General features: G+C 67.3%; 14 protein-coding genes. 2 read left to right on the forward strand and 12 right to left on the reverse strand.

The genetic code is table 11. The features are described 5' to 3' along the window. Window positions 1-60: 60 nt before the first annotated feature. The 9 genes from ARC63_RS12000 to ARC63_RS12040 are packed head-to-tail and all read right to left on the reverse strand — an operon-like array spanning window position 61 to window position 12424. Complete coding sequence (locus ARC63_RS12000) at window positions 61-1869, reverse strand: hypothetical protein (protein WP_057503409.1); 1809 nt, start codon at window positions 1867-1869, stop codon at window positions 61-63. Beyond that, window positions 1866-4046 carry a hypothetical protein gene (locus ARC63_RS12005; RefSeq protein ID WP_057503410.1) on the reverse strand — a complete coding sequence of 727 codons (2181 nt, stop codon included), beginning with the start codon at window positions 4044-4046 and terminating at the stop codon, window positions 1866-1868. Before ARC63_RS12005 ends, ARC63_RS12000 begins: the two co-directional genes overlap by 4 nt. Continuing rightward, window positions 4043-5164: a BatA domain-containing protein gene (locus ARC63_RS12010; protein WP_057503411.1), complete on the reverse strand. Its 1122-nt coding sequence runs from the start codon at window positions 5162-5164 to the stop codon at window positions 4043-4045. The genes ARC63_RS12005 and ARC63_RS12010 overlap by 4 nt, the downstream gene beginning before the upstream one ends. Further along, on the reverse strand, window positions 5161-6057 hold the full coding sequence (locus tag ARC63_RS12015; protein WP_057503412.1) for a DUF58 domain-containing protein: 897 nt from the start codon (window positions 6055-6057) through the stop codon (window positions 5161-5163). Before ARC63_RS12015 ends, ARC63_RS12010 begins: the two co-directional genes overlap by 4 nt. Window positions 6058-6064: 7 nt before the next feature. Further along, entirely contained in the window at window positions 6065-7048 is a 984-nt protein-coding gene (locus ARC63_RS12020) for an AAA family ATPase (RefSeq protein ID WP_057503413.1), read from the reverse strand. A gap of 16 nt (window positions 7049-7064) precedes the next feature. Beyond that, complete coding sequence (locus tag ARC63_RS12025) at window positions 7065-7772, reverse strand: DUF4159 domain-containing protein (protein WP_012509667.1); 708 nt, start codon at window positions 7770-7772, stop codon at window positions 7065-7067. Continuing rightward, entirely contained in the window at window positions 7772-9106 is a 1335-nt protein-coding gene (locus ARC63_RS12030; RefSeq protein WP_053509475.1) for a TldD/PmbA family protein, read from the reverse strand. The genes ARC63_RS12025 and ARC63_RS12030 overlap by 1 nt, the downstream gene beginning before the upstream one ends. 21 nt (window positions 9107-9127) lie before the next feature. Beyond that, window positions 9128-10762 (reverse strand): TldD/PmbA family protein, encoded by a 1635-nt coding sequence (locus ARC63_RS12035; RefSeq protein WP_057503414.1) that lies wholly within the window; start codon window positions 10760-10762, stop codon window positions 9128-9130. Between the two features lie 30 nt (window positions 10763-10792). Then, window positions 10793-12424, reverse strand: a complete 1632-nt coding sequence (locus tag ARC63_RS12040) for a TldD/PmbA family protein (RefSeq protein WP_057503415.1) — start codon at window positions 12422-12424, stop codon at window positions 10793-10795. A 685-nt stretch (window positions 12425-13109) separates the two neighbouring features. Here ARC63_RS12040 and ARC63_RS12045 point away from each other — a divergent pair. Continuing rightward, entirely contained in the window at window positions 13110-13724 is a 615-nt protein-coding gene (locus ARC63_RS12045; RefSeq protein ID WP_010487244.1) for a DUF938 domain-containing protein, read from the forward strand. On the opposite strand, the gene ARC63_RS12050 is transcribed toward ARC63_RS12045, so the two are convergent. The 3 genes from ARC63_RS12050 to ARC63_RS12060 form a co-directional block, all read right to left on the reverse strand. Continuing rightward, window positions 13725-15047: a type II toxin-antitoxin system HipA family toxin gene (locus tag ARC63_RS12050; protein ID WP_057503416.1), complete on the reverse strand. Its 1323-nt coding sequence runs from the start codon at window positions 15045-15047 to the stop codon at window positions 13725-13727. It lies immediately after the preceding gene. A 3-nt stretch (window positions 15048-15050) separates the two neighbouring features. After that, window positions 15051-15308: a helix-turn-helix transcriptional regulator gene (locus tag ARC63_RS12055; protein WP_010487243.1), complete on the reverse strand. Its 258-nt coding sequence runs from the start codon at window positions 15306-15308 to the stop codon at window positions 15051-15053. Between the two features lie 160 nt (window positions 15309-15468). Then, window positions 15469-19155: an indolepyruvate ferredoxin oxidoreductase family protein gene (locus ARC63_RS12060; RefSeq protein WP_057503417.1), complete on the reverse strand. Its 3687-nt coding sequence runs from the start codon at window positions 19153-19155 to the stop codon at window positions 15469-15471. A 169-nt stretch (window positions 19156-19324) separates the two neighbouring features. Between ARC63_RS12060 and ARC63_RS12065 the strand changes: the two genes are divergently transcribed. Beyond that, entirely contained in the window at window positions 19325-19960 is a 636-nt protein-coding gene (locus ARC63_RS12065; protein WP_057503418.1) for a tetratricopeptide repeat protein, read from the forward strand. Window positions 19961-20086 lie beyond the last annotated feature (126 nt).

A 20086-nucleotide genomic window follows, 5' to 3' on the forward strand; every position in this document is an offset into this window, starting at 1 on the left:
TCGCGATCCAATCGGTGGGGTCAGAGCCCTTTCGCGAACGAAGGGGATCCGACCCCAGGCTCAGCGCCGTCGCTCCAGCCACCACAGTAGCGATGCGCACAGCACGAACGCCAGCCACCACGGCCAGCGCGAGCCCGGCACGGGGTGCATCACCGACGCGTCTGCAGGCGTGCTGGCAGCCAACGCCTGCGTGGTCGCATCGATCATCGCCTGCCGATGCAGCGTCGGTGCATCCTTCGGGTCGAACACATAGCGCCAGACAACGCTGTCGCCATGCGGCAGGCGCTGCCAGCCTGCCTCACGGGGCCACCAGCCGGCGCAGCGCAGCGCCGATGTCGCGCCATCGACAATCAGGGGTACAGCGTCACCACGTTTGTTGAAGACCTGCAGCGGCGCTTGCACGCCACACAGCGCCTGCCGTTCGCCTGCCCAGCTGATCGGCTGCGGTGACCACAGCGCATCATCGCTGCTCTGTGCGCGCGCCAGCGTGGCCACCACGCTGCTCCAGAGTTCGCCATGGCGGTCATCGCGCCCGGCCAGCACCCAGCGCCAGCTGTCGGTCAGCGGCAGCAGGCCGATGCGGCCCCTGCCAACCGCGCGCCAGCCACCGATGGCATTGCCGGTACGATCGTGCAGCAGCGCGTTGCTGCCCGGCGGCTGCAACGCCAGTGCTTCCAGCGAAGGCAGCGCGGCACTGTGCGAGCTGCGGTCGGCCTCTTCGCCGTAGCCGGTCGGCAACGTGCCGGCGGCAAGCGGGCCACGGCGTGCGGCGAGGATCGCGCTCTCGCCATCGCCGGGAAGTTCGAGGGTGCCGCTGCTGCCATCGCCCTGCACGGGCAGGTCCAGATCGCGGAGACGCTGGCGCGCACTGGCCGAAGGTGCGCCCGCGCTGCGGACCAGCACGCCCAATCCATCGCGCAGGGCCTGGCGCACGGCGGCCAGCTGGCCCGCACTCAATGCCGCCAGGCTGCGTTCGTCCAGCAGCAGCAGATCGCTGCGCGTGAGCGATGCTGCATCAATCGCCACCGCGCCATCGCCGATGCTGAGTCCGGCCCCGGTATCCGCCTGCACCTGCACACGGATGCCGGCATCGGCCGCCCAGCGGCGCAGGTACTTCAGCTCTGGACCCGGCGCGCTGGCGCGCACCAGCAGGCGCAGCGGTGCGGCCGGCAGGGTCTGCTGCGGCACCGGGACGCTGTCCACCACATGGCCGTCGGCATCGAGCAGGCGCAGCTGGAACACGCTGCGGCCTTCGGCGCGGGCGATGCCGCTCAGCTGCACGCGGCCGTCGTCGGCAACGTCCGTGCGATCGACCACGCTGCCGGCCGGGTCGAGCAGTTCTGCTTTCGCCTTTGCCGCGCCACGCGCCTGGGCGAGTACTTCGAAGCGTGCACCGGGGGCCACATCGGCCGGTGGTTGCAGCGCGATCCAGCCGCGCGGCTCCGGTGCAGCCTGCCAACGTACATCCGGTGGCAGCAGCGCGTCGCGGTCCCGTGCGGCCAGGCCCGCACCGACCAGCGTCAGCGTGGAGGCTGGATGCTGGCGCAGCGCGGTGGCCAGGTCGGGTACGCGCTGTGCGCCGGGCACATCGGCAGCTTCGGGCAACAGCAACAGTGTGCTTTCGCTGGCTGGCAGTGCACCCGCCTTGTCGGCCCCAGCGCCGAGCACGACCAGGCCAGCGGCGGATCGCTGATGCGTCGGAGGTACCAGGCAGACATACAGCAGCATGGCAGCGGCGATCTGCAGTGCGATGCCGATCCAGCGGCGACCTCGGTGCGCTGTGCTTCCACGCAACTGGCGCACGCTGGCGATGACCACGACCACAGCAAGTGCCAGCGCAATCCACAGGTTCAGGCTGGAGGGGGTCATGGCTGCGCCTCCAGCGCATCGAGGTAGCGTTGGCCCATCGCATCGGCCGCACTGCGCCGCATCGCCTGCGGCAGTGGACGTTGCAGTGCCCGCCACAGCTGTGCGCGCAGGCGCAGGCGGCAGTCGTGGCAACCGGGCTCGATGCGCAGCTGCTCGATGGCGGCGGCCAGATCCAGTGCATCGGGCAGGTAGGCGGCGTTGCGCTGCTGCCAGGTCGCGAGCGCATCGAGATCCGGTGCGCCGTTGTCATCGCCGAGGCGTTGCCAGGCTTCAACAATGGCCGGGTCCGGCGGCGTGCGCGCGGCCAACGGCAGTTCACGACTGGCCAGTCCGGCGCGATCACCGCCGAGTCGACGGCCTTCATCAATCGGTGGCAGCTCCGGCCCGACCCGGGCCAGATAAATGCGTTCGGCCTGCTGCACCTGCTTGATGAAGCCCAGCGCCTTGTACGCGAAGGGCAATGCCTGTTCCGGACGGCCCTGGCGCAGCTCGCCTTCGGCCGACCACATCTGGTCCAGCGCGGCCTTCAACGTGGCGCGGGTCTGCGGATCGAGCAGGGTCGCCGCCTCGGCGTGGTCATGGGTGTGGCCATACTCGGAGAGCACGTCGGTGGCGCTGCCGAACACCGGTGGCGTATCGGCATTGGCCGGCTTGCCGCCGTGGTCGTGGCCATGCGCGTCGTGCGCGCCTGCATCGGCGCCATGGTCGTGATCGTGCTCGTCGTCATGGTCGTGGTCGTGGTCGTCTGCGGCCGGCGTATCGCTGGTGGGCAGGTCACTGGTCGGCGGTGGCTTCGGCGCACCTTCGCTTTCCTCGCCCAGGAACTGGCCGTAGCGCAGGCGCAGGATGCGCTGGTCGACACCGATCGCATCGCTGCGCTTCACGAAGTCCTCGGCGGCCAGGCTGCGTCGCTGCCGGATCAGGGCTTCGGCATCGATGATGATCTGCCGCTGGCTGCGGAAGTACGCAGGCAGGGTCTTCTTGATGCGGCCTTCGAGCTCTGCACCAAGCGCGACTTCGGCGCTGGGCAGGCGCAGGATCACGCTGCTGCTGCGCCCGGTCTGCGGCGTGGGTGCATGATTGTCGCGCACCTCCAGCTGGGCGATCACATCGTTGCCGGGCTGCGCGCCCAGCGACGCCAGATCCAGGGTGTGGGCGAAACGCCGCGCGGTGGCTTCGCCGCTGCCGGCAAGCGTGACGCTGCGCTTCACGAAGGTGATGTTCTCACCGCTGCCCTGGGTGGTGGTGATCGACAGCGTTGCCTGCGCCGCGACACCGTAATCGTCGTTGGCTTCGAAGCGCAGTGCCCACTGTCGTTGCCCCGGCGTGCCCAGCACCAGGCTGGCCGTGGGCTCCAGTACGCGCACGCTGGGTGCACGGTCGGCCACCACATCCAGCCGATGCAGGCGGGTCTCTGCCAGTGCCGGTTCGCTCACCACGCGGTACAGCACCGGCGCGCGTGCCACATCCTGCGCCTGCCACTGTCCTTCGTGCTCGCTCAGCGGCAACCTGCGACCATCGTGGAACTGCAGCCATGCCTTGTCCGGTGCACGGTCGAAGCGTAGCGACCAGGACAGCCGGCTATCTGCGGCGACCTTGGCGTCCAGCGCATTCTGGGTAAGCGTGGCCTGGCCGGTATAGACCGGTGCGTCGATGCGCAGGCGGGTGGACTGCAGGCGTAGCGGGCCTGCGGCGGCCGTGCTGCCGGGCGCCGACGTGCGGACTGGCGCGGAACCGGGGTTCGAACGTGGCCAGCCGACTGCCAGCACAACAATGGCCAGGCCCGCGATCCAGCACAGCGCCAATGCCCCAACCGGCCAGTGTGGACGCAGCTCCGGCATCGCGCGTTCCAGCGTGGCCAGCACATGCGCACGCTGGCGCTGCTGCAGCGGATTGAGCGTGGCGGCATCGGCGAACAGCAGATCGGCACTGTCCTCGCTGGCACCGCTGCCATCAAGGTGGCGGTGCAGCCACTGCCGGTCCAGTTGGCGGGCATGCGCAGTGGCGAAGCCCGCACACGCGAGCAGGCTGATCGTACCGACGACGCAGGCGATATCGAAACCTGCCAGACGCAGGGCCAGCACCGCCGCAGCCAGCGCCCATGGCAGGCCCAGCAGCAGGGTGATGAGCGCACGGCGCCGGCGCGCACGTTGCCAGGCGTGCTGCCAGGTATTCATGCGGCCACCCTGCGGCGGGCGCTGCTGGCCATCCAGCGTTCCAGCGCGAACAGCAGCACGATGGCCAGCAACAGCCAAGGCGTCGGCTCACGCAGCGGTGGTGTTGCAGCAGGCAATGCGGCCCGCTGCGGTGCCTGGTCACGTGCATCGCCCAGGCGCGGAGCCGTGGGTGGCTGCAGCGCCAGCAGCAGGGCACGCGGCAACTTCGGATCGCGCAGCGCGGCGTTGCTCGTGGTATTCCAGTCGCCCGGCAGCGCCAGCAGATAGCCGTGGCCGACGCGTTGTTGCCACAGCAGCGGTGCGCCCTCCGCGTCGCGCAGCAGGATGCGGGCGTCGGCAGCGGGCTTGCCGGCGGTGATGACACGACCGCCGTCGCGCAGCCACGCCTGCCAGTTCGCCGGCAGTGCATCGCTGCGGCTCCACACGCCGATCTCGCCGCGTTCGGGCAGGGCATCCAGCGACAGCGGAGCGAGCGGTGCCTGCACGCCCCATGCGCGCTGCAGTGCGTTCAACCAGTGCTGGGCAGTGGCGGATGCCTCGCCGTGCGCGCGCAGCTGCGGCAATGCCGCTGCAGTCTGCGGCGGTGTGACCGGCATCGGCTGCGTGTGCCATTGCACGTCGCGCGACAGCTGCAGGCGGGCGCCATCCAAGCCGGGCAGGGGATCGGGAACGTGCACGGTCAACGCGGTGCCCGCGGGCAGCTGTGCGTCCAGTTCGCGCAACAGGCTGGGCAGGGATGCGCTGGATGCCGGTGGTGCCTGATCGATGGCGGGGAAGCCAGGTGCCAGCCAGTGCCAGTTGCCCTCTTCGGCGGTGCCGCGCAGTGCGGCGGCGTCCATCCCAGGTGCCACTACCGTCCAGGCAGCGGGGACAGGGGCAGGGCCGGTCAACGCAGGTCGTGCCAGCAGAAAGGCCAATGCAGCCAGCAACATCAGCCGCACCAGAAGCAACGGCCAGTCATCGAAGCGGATGCGCTGGCGCGGCCGGATCTGTGCACGCAGCCAGCGCAGTGCAGCGAAATCCAGTGGCGTGTACGGATGGCGCCGGGCCAGGTGGATCAGCAGCGGCAGCAGCCCTGCGGCGAGCGCGGCCAGGCCGAGCGGGAACAGCAGGGTCATGCAGCGCCCCCACGGCCGAACAGCGCCTGCAGCGGCTGGTCCAACGGTTGGTCGAGCCAGCCGGTGGCACTGGCGATGCCGCTGGCCTGCAGGCGCGCACGTAATGCGCTGCGTGCGTCAGCGAAGCGCTGCAGGTAATCGGCGCGGATCGCCGCGCCGTCGCCCAACAGTTCCTCGCCGGATTCCGGGTCGCGGAAGCGGTGGCCGGCGTCGAACGGGAAGTCGCGCTCGTCGGCGGTCAGGATCTGCAGCAGTGCCACTTCGCGGCGTGCGCTGGCCAGCTGTTCCAGCAACACGATGCCGGCGTCGTCGAAGCCATCACCGATTGCCAGCAGCAGGTCGCCCGGGCGCACGCGTTCCCACAGCGGGCGCAGGCGTTCGGCCGCAGGCCACCCACCGCGGGCCTGTAGGGCGTTCAGTTGCAGATGCACACGGTCGCGCTGGCGCGCGCCGTTCGCTGCGGGTACCAGCTGCAGGCCATCGCCACTGATTGCCAGCAGGCCAAAGCGGTCGCCCTGTTGCAGGGCCAGTTCGACCAGGCATGCGGCCACGCCGCACATGTGGTCCAGGCGCGTGCGTTGCGGCGCCGCGCGATCGGCCTGGCCGGCCGAGGCGGTGGCATCGAGCAGCAGCCAGACCGTGATCGGGCTTTCGCGTTCGGATTCGCGCACGAAAAAGCGGTCCGAGCGCGCGTACAGCTTCCAGTCGATCTGGCGCAGTTCGTCCCCGGGCTCGTAGGCTCGGTACTGAGCGAATTCGAGACCGGCACCGCGGCTGCGGCTGGCGTGCTGGCCGATGCCGCTCGCCCCGCTGGCCAGGCGCGGCCGCAACCGCAGCAGGCGCAGGCGCGCACGCAGTTCCGGTGGCAGGGTCAACGGTGTACCTGCGTTCACGCGTGGCTCAACCCGGGAACGGCACGGCCTGCAGCAGCGCAGCGACCACGTCGTCGGCACGCTTCTGCTCGGCCTCGGCGGCGAACGACAGCAGCAGGCGATGGCGCATCACCGGTGCGGCCAGCGCCTGCACATCCTCACGGGTGGCGGCAAACCGGCCCTGCAGTAGCGCACGGGCCTTGGCGGCCAGCACCAGCGACTGCCCGGCACGCGGGCCGGCGCCCCATTTCACCCATTGGTTGATGGCGGCCGGCGCGCCGTCGCCCGGACGGCTGGCGCGTACCAGGCGGGTGATCCAGGCCAGCACATCGGGGCTGACATGCACCTGGCGCACCGCGGCCTGCAGGGCGATCACCGCTTCGGCATCCATCACCTTCGGCACCGCGTCGGTGGCACCGCCGGTGGTCTGTTCCAGGATCTGCCGCTCCTCTTCTTCGCTGGGGTAATCCACCAGCACATGCAGCAGGAAGCGGTCCAGCTGTGCTTCCGGCAGCGGGTAAGTACCCGCCTGCTCGATCGGATTCTGCGTGGCCAGCACGAAGAACGGCGCCGGCAGCGCGTAGGTGGTACCGGCGTAGCTGACCGTGCGTTCCTGCATCGCCTCCAGCAGCGCGGCCTGGGTCTTGGGCGGGGTACGGTTGAGCTCGTCGGCCAGCAGCAGGTGGGTGAAGATCGGGCCCTGCTGGAAGCGGAAATGGCGATGACCAGTGCCGTGGTCTTCCTCCAGCAGCTCGGTGCCGAGGATGTCGCTGGGCATCAGGTCGGGGGTGAACTGCACGCGCCGGAACTGCAGTTCCAGCGCCTGGCCGAGCGAGCGCACCAGCAGCGTCTTGCCGAGCCCGGGCGCACCTTCCAGCAGGCAGTGGCCACCGGCCAGCAGGCCGATCAGCAGCTGCTCGACCACCGTGTGCTGGCCCACCACGGCGCGTGCGAGCGCAGCGCGCAGCTCATCCAGGCGCGGCAGCAGGGAATCGAGGTCGGGGGTGGTCATGGGCGTGCAGGTCCTATCAATTGTTCAACGCGTACATCACGATGTTGACGCCGAAGCGGGTGTTGTCCTCGGCCAGGAAGCGCTTGTTGCGCCAGTCGTAGTCCCACTCGCAGCCATAGTCCTTGTTGCTGTAGAGCAGGCCCAGGCGGCCGTCGACCTCGATGCCCTTCAGGTAGTCGTGCACCAGGTCGTCGCCCCAGCCGTTGAGTTCGAAGCTGGTGGCGGGCGGGCCATCGGGGAAGCGGAAGAAGCTACGGTACAGCGCGTGGCTGTTGGGCAGCTTCTGCAGTGCCTTCGGACCAAACAGGCGACCCATCTGCGCCTCGAATGAGGTGGCGAACAGGCCGTCGATGTCATGGTTGCAGTCGTCGACGAAGACGAAGCCGCCATTACGCACATAGCGCACGAAGTTCTGCCGCTCGGCGGCGTTGAACTCCACCAGCGTGTGCCCGGCCAGGTAGCAGAACGGTGCTTCCAGCATGCGCGGGTCGGCCAGCGCTACCACGTGTTCCTGCGGGTCCACGCGCAGCGAGGTGTAGTCGATCAGCGAGGTGATCAGGTTGGACGGCATGCGCGCGTCCACGTCCCAGTCGCCGGAGTCGTACTGCAGGCGGGTGAACCAGAAGTCGTAGCGCGAACTGCGCGGGCCTGCCTGCGCGAAGGCCGGCAGCGCCGCCGCCGAAGCGGCAGCGGCCAACCAGCGCAGGCAGGCCCGGCGATCCATCAGACCGCGTCGGACAGCGAGGTGAAGGTGAAATCGCGCAGCTTCATCGGCGGGATCATCATCACGTAGCTGGATTCATCACCGGCCACGCGCACCGGCTTGCCCAGCTCTTCGATATTGTTGAGCATGATCACCGGCGATTCGTTGAAGCGGAAGTTCTTCACCGGGTGCTTGATCTGGCCGTTCTCGATGTAGAAGGTGCCGTCGCGGGTGAGGCCGGTCAGCAGCACGGTCTGCGGATCGACCATGCGGATGTACCAGGTACGGGTGACCAGGATGCCCTTCTGGGTGCCGCGCACCAGTTCGGCGGTGCTCTTGTCGCCACCGCTCATCAGCAGGTTGCCCGGCGTGGCCTTGGCGGTCTTGCCCTGCTTCTGTGCCCAGAAGCGCGAGTAGTCCAGGTTGGCGATCCTGCCGTTCTCGATGATGGCCATGCGCTCGCGCGGCATGCCCTCGCCGTCCCACGGCAGCACCGGTGCGTCCGGATGCCACGGGTCGGCGATCATGGTCACGCGCGGGTCGTAGACCTGCTCGCCCAGCTTGTTGCCCCCGCCCTTCTTCGACAGGAAGCTGCGGCCTTCATCGGCCGAGCGTGCGCTGAAGAAGTTCATCATGAAGCTGATCAGGCCCGCGGCTGCGGCGGGCTCCAGGATCACCGTGTACTTGCCCGGTTCCAGCGCCTTGGCTTCGGCCGATTCGGTGGCCTTGCGCATGGCGATGCGGATGTCCTGATCGGCCTTGAAGTCGGCGGCATCCTTCAGGTTGCGGCCAACCCAGCCCGAACCACGGCCATCTTCGGTACGCACGGTGCAGGTGTAGTCGAAGTTGGTCGTGCGCTGGTAGGCGAAGTTGCCGTTGCTGTTGGCGGTGGCCTGGAAGCCCTGGCCGTCTTCGAGGAAGCCGGCGGCGATCAAGCCGTGGCCACGGCAAGGAGCGATCGAATCGGCGGCGACCTTGGCGCGGAAGGCCGGATCAATCGCTGCAGTGGACTCGCTGAAGGTCGGGCTGGCGCGGTAGCTCTGCTTGCCGATGGCCGGCATGAACTCCGGATTCTCCGGCGCCAGCCGGGCCAGATCCTCGGCACGACGCACCACGCGTTCCAGCGCGGCATCGTCGAACTCGTTGATCGAGGCCGTGCCGACGCGCTTGCCGAAGGCGACGGTGACTGCCAGCTCGGTGTTGTCGACGATGCCGCTGGTGGAGACATTGTTCAGCGCGAAACGGATGTTGCCGCTGATCGCGCCGGCCAGCACGGCGGTGCACTCGTCGGCCTTGGACAGGGCGATGACCTTGTCGAGGATGGCCTTGGCCTGGGCTTCGGTGAAGATACTCATGGTGTAAGGGCTCCTGACCGATCAGCCGAGGCTGCGTGCGGTGTTGATGACGTTGATGCCGTTGAAGCGCGCGGTGGACGAACCGTGCGAGACCGCCGAGACCTGCCCCGGCTGGCCCTTGCCGTCGAAGAACGAACCGCCCAGGCGGTAGTCACGCTCGTCGGCCACGGCGGTGCAGGCATTCCAGAACTCCGGCGTGCGGATCTGGTAGGCCACGTCTTCCAGCATGCGGGTGATCTGGCCGTTCTTGATCTCGTAGAACAGCTGGCCGCCGAACTGCGCGTTGTAGCGCTGCTGGTCGATCGAGAATGAACCGTCACCGATGATGTAGATGCCGTTCTCCACGTCCTTGATCAGGTCCGGCACGCTCAGCGGCTTCTTGCCCGGTGCCATCGACACATTGGCCATGCGCTGGAACTGCACGCTGGACCACGAATCGGCGTAGCAGCAGCCATCGGACTCGGTCTTGCCGAGGATGTGGGCCTGGTCGCGGATGGTCTGGTAATCCACCAGCTTGCCGTCGCTGATCAGGTCCCAGCGCTTGCACTTCACGCCTTCGTCGTCATACGCGACCGCGCCCAGGCTGCCCGGCTGGGTCTTGTCGGCGAAGATGTTGACCAGCTCGCTGCCGTACTGGAAACGCTGCTCGCGCTTGTCCAGGGTGGCGAAGCTGGTGCCGGCGTAGTTGGCCTCGTAGCCGAGTACGCGGTCCAGCTCCAGCGGATGGCCGATCGACTCATGGATGGTCAGCCAGGTATGCGACGGATCGAGTACCAGGTCGTACTTGCCGGGCTTGACCGACGGCGCCTTCAGCTTCTCCTGCGCCTGCTTGGCCGCCGCGATGGCGTCTTCCTTCATGTCGTAGGACGAACCGTAGTTCACCACGCCGTTGGGCGTGAGCACCTTGCCGCTGGCGGCGCCGTCCAGGTACTCGTAGCCCAGGCCCATCGGCGAGGACAGGCCCTCGCGGGTGCGGAACTTGCCACTGGCCTTGTCGATCGCGGTGACCGTCATCGGCGCCCAGATGCGATGCACGTCCTGGTCGATGTAGGAACCATCGGTGGAGGCGAAGTACTTCTGCTCGTTGACCAGGAACAGCATCGAGTTGACGAAGCTGGCACCGGCGCCCATCGCGGCGGCATTGACGTCCAGCAGCAGATCGACCTTTTCCTTGATCGGCACCTCCATCGCATTCTTGCGGATCGGCGTGCGCCAGCTCACCTCACCGACGCCCGGCGCCTTGGCCAGCTGCACCGGTGCCGTCTGCACGCCGGCGTTGGCCTTGGCGATCGCTGCGGCCTGCTGCGCGGCCCTGGCCACCTCGGCGGTGCCCAGCGCATTGGTGGCGGCGAAGCCCCAGGCACCGTTGACGATCACGCGGATGCCCACGCCGGTGGACTCGGTGTTCACCACGTTCTGCACCTTGTCCTCGCGGGTGATCACGAACTGCCGCAGGTAGCGGCCGATGCGCACATCGCAGTAGGTGGCGCCGGTGCTGCGTGCGGCCTGCAGTGCGGCGTCGGCCAGGCGCTTCTTCAGCCCCAGGTCCAGCGTGCTCTGCAGCTGTTCGGCGGCAATCGCCTTGCCGAAGAAGGAGGGCACGATCAGCCCACCCGCGGTAAGCCCGGTCAGGGCCAGGAAGTCACGTCTTTGCAAGGCTGCTCTCCATGTCGAAGGATGGGTGGCTCAAGCGCCGAGACTGCGCGCGGTGTTGATGATGTTGATGCCGTTGAAGCGGGTGGTGGACGACCCGTGCGAGACCGCCGAGACCTGGCCGGGCTGGCCCTTGCCGTCGAAGAACGAACCGCCCAGGCGGAAATCGCGCTCATCGCAAATGGCGGTGCAGGCGTTCCAGAACTCCGGCGTGCGGATCTGGTAGGCCGCGTCCTCGACCATGCCGGCGATCTTCCCGTCCTTGATCTGGTAGTACAGCTGGCCGCCGAACTGCGCGTTGTAGCGCTGCTGGTCGATCGAATACGAGCCACGGCCGTGGATCCAGATGCCGTTCTCCACGTCCTTGATCATGTCTTCGACGCTGAGCGGCTGCTTGCCGGGCGCCAGCGAGACATTGGCCATGCGCTGGAACTGCACGCTGGACCAGGAATCGGCGTAGCTGCAGCCGTGCGAGGCGTTGCGGCCGAGGATATGGGCTTCATCGCGGGTGGCCTGGTAGTCGACCAGGATGCCGTCGCGCACCAGGTCCCAGCGCTGGGTCTTCACCCCTTCATCGTCGTAGCCGACCGCACCGAGGCTGCCCGGTTGGGTCTTGTCGGCGAAGAAGGTGACAATGTCGCTGCCCCAGCGGAAGCCGGCATCGCGCTTGTCCAGCGTGGCGAAGCTGGTGCCGGCGTAGTTGGCTTCGTAGCCGAGCACGCGGTCCAGCTCCAACGGGTGGCCAACGTTCTCGTGGATGGTCAGGAACAGGTTGGACGGGTCCAGCACCAGGTCGTACTTGCCGGGCTTCACCGACGGCGCCTTCAGTTTCTCGCGCGCGTGGCGGGCGGCGGCGATGGCGTCTTCGACCGGGTCGTAGGAATCGCGGTAGGCGGTGATGCCGCCGGGCAGCTGGACCTTGCCACTCGCATCGCCATCCAGGAACTCGTAGCCCATGCCCATCGGCGAGGAGAGGCCGGCGCGGGTACGGAACCTGCCGCTGGCCTTGTCGATGGCAGTGGCGGTGAATGGCAGCCAGATGCGATGGATGTCCTGGTCGATGAAAGAACCGTCGCTGGAGGCGAAGTACTTCTGTTCGTTGACCAGGAACAGGGTGGAATTGATGTAGTCGGCGCCCGCATTCAGCGCGGCGGCGTTGAGCGCCAGCAGCAGCTCGACCTTGTCCTGGATCGGCACCGCCATCGCGTTCCTGCGGACCGGCGTCTGCCAGCGGACCTCACCCACCGACGGCGTAGGCGCCAGCTGCACCGGCCGGGTCTGGATGCCGGCGTTGGCGCGGGCGATGGCCGCCGCCTGCTCGACCGCAGCGCGCACGGCGGCCTCGGTCTGCTGATGGGTTGCAGCGAAGCCCCAGGCGCCGTTGACGATCACCCGCACGCCCACGCCGGACGATTCGCGGTTGGTCACGTTGCCGACCTGGTGTTCGCGGGTGATGACCGACTGGTTGAGATAGCGGCCGATGCGGACATCGCAGTAGCTGGCCTTGGCGGTGCGCGCGGCGGCGAGCGCCACGTCCGCCAGGCGCCGGCGCTGGGCGGTATCGACCGGTGCGAGCAGCTGCTCGGCGGCGATGGCGCGGGAATGCGGCAGCAGCAGGCCCGCCAGGCCCAGACCGGAAAAAGCCAGGAACTCACGTCGTTGCACAGCGTTTCTCTCTCTCGCTTGCGTGCGGTTGGCAACGGGCCGGACCGATCACGTCAACTCCTCGACTTTCGCCAGCGCGGCGCGTCCGGGCAAGTGACTGCAGTCATGGTTGGGAGGGTTTCGGCAGGGCTTGCAGCCCTGCACCTGCTCAATGCAACGGCAACGGCCAAAGCCAGAGCCAGAGCCAGAGCCAGAGCGGCATTCCGTGGGTTGGCGGGGCGGTGTCGGATTGCGGGGACGCCGCAAGTACGTCCGTGTAGGCTTGGCAGCCGCATCCATGCGGCTGACACCCCGCAATCCGACACCGCCCCACCTTCGACAGATTCCGTGTGCTGTTGGTGGGTGTCGACCTTGGTCGACACAATCTGTCAGATATCGAAATGTATCCGGGGTCAGATCCGTTTTCCCGTGGAAAACGGATCTGACCCCAAGAGCCGTTCCAACAGACCGCAGGAAACCGGCGAAGGCGGGGTGGGTCCGGTTGCGGGGGCGTGAGCCGCATGGATGCGGCGACCGAGCCTCCATGGACGGATTTACGGCGTCCCCCGCAACCGGACCCACCCCGCAATCCCACAGGAAGCCCGCTGTTGCTGTTGCCGTTGCTTCGGCGGGTGCAGGGCGCCGCCCTGCCGAGCAACACCCCCTCGTGCACAATGGGGCTGACCCCGCCTGGACACCGTCCCTGATGTCGAGCAAGCCGTATTCAGAAGCCTGCGAGCGCAACCGCGAACCGATCGCCACCGCACTTGACCCCTGGATGGGCGACCGGCACCGGGTGCTGGAGATCGGCAGCGGCACCGGCCAGCACGCCGCCTTCTTCGCCGAACGCTGGCCGTGGCTGCGCTGGCAGCCCAGCGATCATCCGGACCATCTGCCTGGCATCGAGGCGTGGCGCGCCGAGGCGGCGCTGCTCAACCTGCTGCCGCCCGTGGCGCTGCAGGTGGAACTGCCGCCGGCAGCGGGCCTGACCCTGCCGGAGGGCAGCTCGTTCGATGCCGCATTCAGCGCCAACACGTTGCACATCATGGGCTGGGAGTACGTGCAGGTACTGTTCGGCGCGCTGCCGCCACTGTTGCGTCACGGTGCGCTGTTGGCGGTCTACGGGCCGTTCAACTACGGTGGCCGCTACACCAGTGACAGCAATGCGCAGTTCGATGCCTGGCTGAAGGCGCGTGATCCGCGCAGCGGCATCCGCGATGTGGAAGCCGTGCATGCGCTGGCTGCGGACAATGGCTTCACCCGCCTGCGCGACGTGGCGATGCCGGCCAACAACCGGCTGCTGCTGTGGCGGCTGGGGTGATCATGCGTCGGAGGCCATGCTGGAAAGTCGAGCGGCTGCAGCACGTAGTCCGTTGAAAATCGGTTCGGACACGCTCGCTGGGAAGTTGCTTGGGAGCTGATGGGTGACGTGCTCGATGGCGGGTTCGACGGCTGCAATCAGTGCTTCGATCCACGGTTCTGCACCATCGGCAACACCGCAGGCGCGCGCGGTTTCGTTCCAGTGCCGGCGTCGCACAAGGTGCAGTTTCCGGTGGCGGTTCTTGCCCTGCACGGCCATGGCGAGCTGTGCGTTTCGTGGGTCGAGTTGATTGGATCCTCTACCGAGGATGGGATACACCGACAGCACGTCGTAGACGGGCGTCAGTCGGAAGCGTCCGCCGGCTTCCAGGTGAACACTGAAATTCTTGGCGTGGCCGTCGGTTGCGGCCAGCATCCAGAAAAGAATCTGCGTCTTGAAGAAGATCGCGCGATCCTCGGGGTGTTCGGACTGTCGAAGCAGATCCATGATCGGGACGATGCCAGGGCCGCCATCGGATTCATACTTTCTGGCAGCGGGCAGACCAAAGACCTGGCACATGTCTTCCTGTGGCAGGCGCAGCCACCACCGGCGATCCGCAGACAATCGACGGTCAAAACGCTCGACAATGAGCGCGCGTTGATCGTCGAAACGTCCCATCTGCGTCTCTGCTACGGGAATTCCGAAGGCAGAAAGCAGATGCATGCACAGCCACTCATTCTCCAAGGACTGATGCATGTCTGCCCGCATGTTGCCAACGATGCCCAGTGGCAGCTTGAAGATGTGCGTGGATGGTGTGCTGCCGGTAGGAATGCACCATTTGCCGGCATGCAGCAGAAGACCGGTCTTTTCCTGCGCACCTGCGATGGAAATGCGGAACGCATCATCACGGGTGGGTGCGCCAGGCAGGTTTCCTGTCGTCACCTGACGCAGGATCGTAGCGACACCAGCTTCGTCCAAGACTTCGCACGTAATCTGCTGGATGTCCCCGGGTGGATGCGCAGGCGGCAGCAATTGCACTGCGCCCACACAATCCCGACCAATGGCTTCAAGAAGATCGAACGTATCGCTGCTGCGCGTGGCGAACCGGTCGCGGATCCGGTTGCGTATTGTGACGTTGTCGGGGAGAAGGTTATCGAAGTAGTCGTTGACGACGTTGCCCCGATGGCTCTCGCCATCCGGGAGCAGGGGGAGCGAGAGCGACAACGGTCGGGACTGGGGCGAGCTGACCCATTGGCTGACGTACGACAACCGGGATGACCCATTCCGGACCTCATCCCAAAGCGCGACCTCCACACCATTCATCCAGACCCGCAGCGTACCCATGGCTCACCACTCCAATGACGACAGGTTCTCCTGGGGACTTCGTTGTTGCAGGCTGACCTCCAGACCCAGCACAGCCCAGATCCGCATCAGGCGTTCAAAGCTTGCTGATGCAGGGTCGCGTTCCAGCGCGCCCACTGCCTGGCGGCTGATGCCAAGTTGCTCCGCCAACTGAGCCTGGCTCAGGCCCGCCTGGCGCCGGAAAGCGCGCATCAGAGGCGCAAGTTGTTGTGCTGTCCTCACCGTGTGCAGCGGCCTGTCCATACCGGCAGTCCCCAGGAAAAATGACCGTACGCCAACGCGTACGCAAAGGATAGGTTGCTTTACGACAAGCAACCTATCGCTTTCTCGTTGAGGAGGCAACCTATCGATTGCTATATCGCCATGCAATCAATAGGTTGCCTTTCCGTGATGCAGCGACGAGTCAAGCCACCTGCACGATATGCAGCGCCTTCGGATTGCGCCACTGCGCCAGCAGCGCCGCTTCCCGTGCCTTGGCCTGCGCGAAATGCGCTTCCTTGACGTGGCCGAAGCCGCGGATGTGCTCGGGCACGCTGGCGATCTCCACCGCCAGCGCCAGGCGGTCGTCATCGAGGCCATCCAGCAGCAGCTGCACGGTCGCCTCGTAATCCCCGATCAGTTTGCGCTCCATGCGGCGTTCCTCGGTGCGGCCGAACACGTCGAGTCGGCCGCCACGCAGGAACTTCAGCTTCGCCAGCAGGCTGAAGGCCTTGAACATCCACGGGCCGTATTCCTTCTTCAGCAACCGGCCCTGCTCGTCCTTCTTGGCGAACAGCGGCGGTGCCAGGTGGAAACGCAGCTGGTAGTCGCCCTCGAACTGCTGCTGCAGCCGGCGCTGGAAGTCGCCGCTGGTGTACAGGCGGGCCACTTCGTACTCGTCCTTGTAGGCCATCAGCTTGAACAGGTAGCGGGCCACGGTCTCGGTCAGCGCGGTGGAACCACCGATGCGGTCGGCTTCGGCGGCGCGCACGCGCTCGACCAGGCTGCGGTAGCGGTTGGCGTAGGCGGCGTCCTGATATTCGACCAGGAACGCGGCGCGGCGCTCGATCATTTCATCCAGCGAGCGCGACAGGCGCGCATCGTCCAGCGGCAGGAACGCCACGTCGCCGCCATGCGAGGGCAGGCCACGCAGTTCGCGTTCGTCGCCGGTGTTGCGCGGTGCGGCGGTGGCACCCCATTCGTTGCCTTCCCACTCGCCCGGCGGCAGCGGGTGCAGCGGGCCCGGGGTGGATTCGGTATCGGTGTGGCGGTTGCGCACCAGGCCGGCCGCCTGCTGCACGGCCTGCGGGTCGACCACGGCCAGGCGACCCCAGGCGAAGGCCTGCTGGTTCATCGCCACGGCGGCGCCGTTGAGTTCGATGGCGCGCATCAGCGACTCGAACGACAACGGTACCAGGCCCTGCTGCCACGCGTAGCCGAGGATGAACAGATTGGCGGCGATGGCGTCGCCCAGCAGCGCGGTGGCCAATTGGGTGGCATCGAGCAGCAGCGGTTCCTCGCCCCCCAGCGCCACGCGCACACCGGCCACGATGTCGGCGGCGGGGAACTGCATGTCCGGGCGGGTGGTGAAGGTGCCGGGCATCGCTTCGTAGGTGTTCAGCACCACCTGCGAACGGCCGGCACGCACCTTCGACAGCGCCCAGTAGTCGTTGACCACCACCATGTCGCAGCCCAGCACCAGGTCGGCTTCACCGGCGGCGATGCGCACGGCGTGGATGTCGTCCGGTCGGCGGGCGATGCGGATGTGCGTGGTCACCGCGCCACCCTTCTGCGCCAGGCCGGTCTGGTCGAGCACGGTCGCGCCCTTGCCTTCCAGGTGGCCGGCCATGCCCAGCAGCGCGCCGATAGTCACCACGCCGGTACCGCCCACGCCGGTGATCAGGATGTTCCAGGGCTGTTCCAGGGTGCTGCGGATGGTCGGCGCCGGCAGGTTGTCCAGCAGCGTGGAGGCATCACGCTTGCTGCCCTTGCGCGGCTGGCCGCCGTGTACGGTGACGAAGCTCGGGCAGAACCCGTTCACGCAGGAATAGTCCTTGTTGCAGTTGGACGGGTCGATCTCGCGCTTGCGCCCGAACTCGGTTTCCTTCGGCAGCACCGACACGCAGAAGCTCTTCTTGCCGCAGTCGCCGCAGCCTTCGCAGACCAGCGAATTGATCATCACCCGCTTCTGCGGGTCTTCCATCTTGCCGCGCTTGCGGCGGCGGCGCTTCTCGGTGGCACAGGTCTGTTCGTAGATCAGGATCGAAACACCCTTCACTTCACGCAGGCGCTTCTGCACTTCGTCCAGTTCGCTGCGGTCGTGGAACTCGACATCGCTGGGGAAGTGCTCGCGCTGGCCGGTCCACTTGCCGATGTTGTCCGACAGCACCACGATGGTGTGGATGCCTTCGGCGCGCATCTGCTTTGCGATGTCCGGCACGCTCAGCGGGCCGTCCACCGGCTGGCCGCCGGTCATCGCCACCGCATCGTTGTAGAGGATCTTGTAGGTGATGTTGACGCCGGCGGCGACCGCCTGGCGGATCGCCAGCGAACCGCTGTGGAAGTAGGTACCGTCGCCCAGGTTCTGGAACACGTGAGGGGTGTCGGTGAACGGCGCCTGCCCGGCCCAGGTCACGCCTTCGCCACCCATGTGGGTGAAGGTATCGGTGCTGCGGTCCATCCAGGTCACCATGTAATGGCAACCGATGCCGGCCAGCGCCCGCGAGCCTTCCGGCACCTGGGTGGAGGTGTTGTGCGGGCAGCCCGAGCAGTAATGCGGTACGCGCGGGAAGCTGGCGCGCGGCAGCGCAAGCTCGGCTTCCTTCTCCTGCATCCACTGCAGGCGCTGCTCGATCGATTCGTTGTTGAAGAACTTCTGGATGCGGCGGCCGATCACGCCGGCGATGGTGGCCGGCGTCAGTTCACCGGTGGACGGCAGGATCCATTCGCCGCTCTCGTCGTACTTGCCAACGATGGACGGGCGCTGGCCCCAGCTGGCCGGCCAGTTGAAGAACTGTTCCTTCATCTGGCGCTCGATGAAGGCACGCTTCTCCTCCACCACGATGATGTCTTCCAGGCCCTGCGCGAAGCGGGCGATGCCTTCCGGCTCCAGCGGCCAGGTCATGCCGACCTTGTACACGCGGATGCCGATGTCAGCGCATGCGGCTTCATCCAGGCCCAGGTATTCCAGCGCCTGCAGCACGTCCAGGTAGCTCTTGCCGGTGGTGACGATGCCCAGCCGCGCGCGCGGCGCGTCCATCACCACCTTGTCGATGCCGTTGGCGCGGGCGAAGGCCTGCGCGGCCTTCACCGCGTAGCGGTGCAGGCGCATTTCCTGGTCCAGCGGCGGGTCCGGCCAGCGGATGTTGAGGCCGCCCGAGGGCATCTCGAAGTCTTCCGGCAGCACGATGCGGCGTGCCATCGGATCGACCTCCACCGAGGCCGACGATTCCACCGTCTCGGCGATCGTCTTGAAGCCGACCCAACGGCCGGTGTAACGGCTCATCGCCCAGCCCAGCAGGCCCATGTCCAGGATGTCCTGCACGCCGGCCGGGTTCAGCACCGGCATCATCGCGCTGACGAATTCGTCTTCGCTGCCGTGCGGCAGGGTCGAGCTGCGGCAGGCATGGTCATCGGCGGCCAGCGCCAGCACGCCGCCGTAGCGCGAGGTACCCGCAGCATTGGCATGCTTGAACACGTCGCCGCAGCGGTCCACGCCCGGGCCCTTGCCGTACCACATGCCGAACACGCCCTGCACGTTGGCGCCGGGGAACAGGTTGGTCTGCTGCGTGCCCCACACCATGGTGGCGCCCAGGTCCTCGTTCAGGCCGGGGGTGAACTTCACCTTGGCGGCCTCAAGATGCTTGCGCGCGCGCCACAGCTCCAGATCGAAGCCACCCAGCGGGCTGCCGCGGTAGCCGCTGACGAAGCCGGCACTGTCGATGCCTTCGGCGGCGTCGCGCAGGCGCTGCATCAAGGGCAGCCGCACCAGCGCCTGCACGCCACTCAGGTAGATCCGCCCCTCGTTGCGGGTGTACTTGTGGTCGAGCGTGTAATCACGGTCGATCAGGTCGGCGGAAGAGGGCGAAGTGAGTTGCGCGGTACTGGTCATGGCTGGCCCGGTAGGATCGGCTGGCACCGGCCGCGTGCAGGCACGCGGCGGGAAAGGCGCGAATTGTAGCAGTGGGGCCGCGCAGGCCCCGGCACTCGCGCCCGTGGCGGTGCTGGGGTTAGGATCGGGAAGAGAGAGGGAGGCTGCAGTTGCGGCCTGGGGAGAAGGGATGTCAGTTCCAGGAAAGATCCTGGCCAGCGTGCTGCTGGCCTCGGGAGTGGTCACTGCGTGGGCCGCGCCGGTCGTGCCGGCACCACAGGAGTTCTACTTCGACAACGACCCGGCGGCCACGCCGATGGTGGCGGTGCACGGCGAGGGCGATGACCTGGTGGCCCAGCTGGTCAAGCTGCGTGAACGCGGCCGCCGCGCGGTTGAGGCGACGGTACAGCTGGCATCGGTGGCCGGGGCGCAGGGTCGCGGTGAACTGGCCGAGCAGCTGTACGGCGAAGCTCTGAAAGAGGCCCCGGCGCAGAGCAGCAGTGGCCGCAGCGTGCGCTGGAACTACGGCTGGGACCTGCTGCGCCAGGGCAAGCCGGAGGCAGCGCTGGAACAGTGGCTGGCTTCGGCCGGCAATGCGCGCAGCAAGCCCAGCTGGGTACCGCCGACCTATGCGCTGGCGCTGTGGCGGATGGGGAAGAAACAGGAAGCGGTGCAGTGGTATGCGGCTGCGGTACGCACCGAGCCGACGCAGTGGAATACCACGGCCAACTATGGGCAGCTGCTGCCGCAGTGGCGGGAGGACGAGCGTGCGTCGCTGGCCGAGGTGCAGCAGGCGTGGGTTGCCGCGCCGCCTGCCTGGCCCTGAGGGAGGGGTTCGGCCGGGTTGCACCCGGCACCCGCAGAGGCAACAGCCAAAGCCAAAGCAACAGCAACAGCGGGCAATCCGTGGGATGGCGGGGCGGTGTGGGTTGGCAGGACACGCCGTAAACCC

The organism is Stenotrophomonas geniculata ATCC 19374 = JCM 13324 (assembly GCF_001431625.1).
Classification (GTDB): Bacteria; Pseudomonadota; Gammaproteobacteria; order Xanthomonadales; family Xanthomonadaceae; genus Stenotrophomonas; species Stenotrophomonas geniculata.

Coding starts and splice junctions, on each gene's coding strand:
- ARC63_RS12000 (WP_057503409.1), bottom strand. CDS start 1,869: ATGACCCCCTCCAGCCTGAACCTGTGGATTGCGCTGGCACTTGCTGTG.
- ARC63_RS12005 (WP_057503410.1), bottom strand. CDS start 4,046: ATGAATACCTGGCAGCACGCCTGGCAACGTGCGCGCCGGCGCCGTGCG.
- ARC63_RS12010 (WP_057503411.1), bottom strand. CDS start 5,164: ATGACCCTGCTGTTCCCGCTCGGCCTGGCCGCGCTCGCCGCAGGGCTG.
- ARC63_RS12020 (WP_057503413.1), bottom strand. CDS start 7,048: ATGACCACCCCCGACCTCGATTCCCTGCTGCCGCGCCTGGATGAGCTG.
- ARC63_RS12025 (WP_012509667.1), bottom strand. CDS start 7,772: ATGGATCGCCGGGCCTGCCTGCGCTGGTTGGCCGCTGCCGCTTCGGCG.
- ARC63_RS12030 (WP_053509475.1), bottom strand. CDS start 9,106: ATGAGTATCTTCACCGAAGCCCAGGCCAAGGCCATCCTCGACAAGGTC.
- ARC63_RS12045 (WP_010487244.1), top strand. CDS start 13,110: ATGTCGAGCAAGCCGTATTCAGAAGCCTGCGAGCGCAACCGCGAACCG.
- ARC63_RS12050 (WP_057503416.1), bottom strand. CDS start 15,047: ATGGGTACGCTGCGGGTCTGGATGAATGGTGTGGAGGTCGCGCTTTGG.
- ARC63_RS12055 (WP_010487243.1), bottom strand. CDS start 15,308: ATGGACAGGCCGCTGCACACGGTGAGGACAGCACAACAACTTGCGCCT.
- ARC63_RS12060 (WP_057503417.1), bottom strand. CDS start 19,155: ATGACCAGTACCGCGCAACTCACTTCGCCCTCTTCCGCCGACCTGATC.
- ARC63_RS12065 (WP_057503418.1), top strand. CDS start 19,325: ATGTCAGTTCCAGGAAAGATCCTGGCCAGCGTGCTGCTGGCCTCGGGA.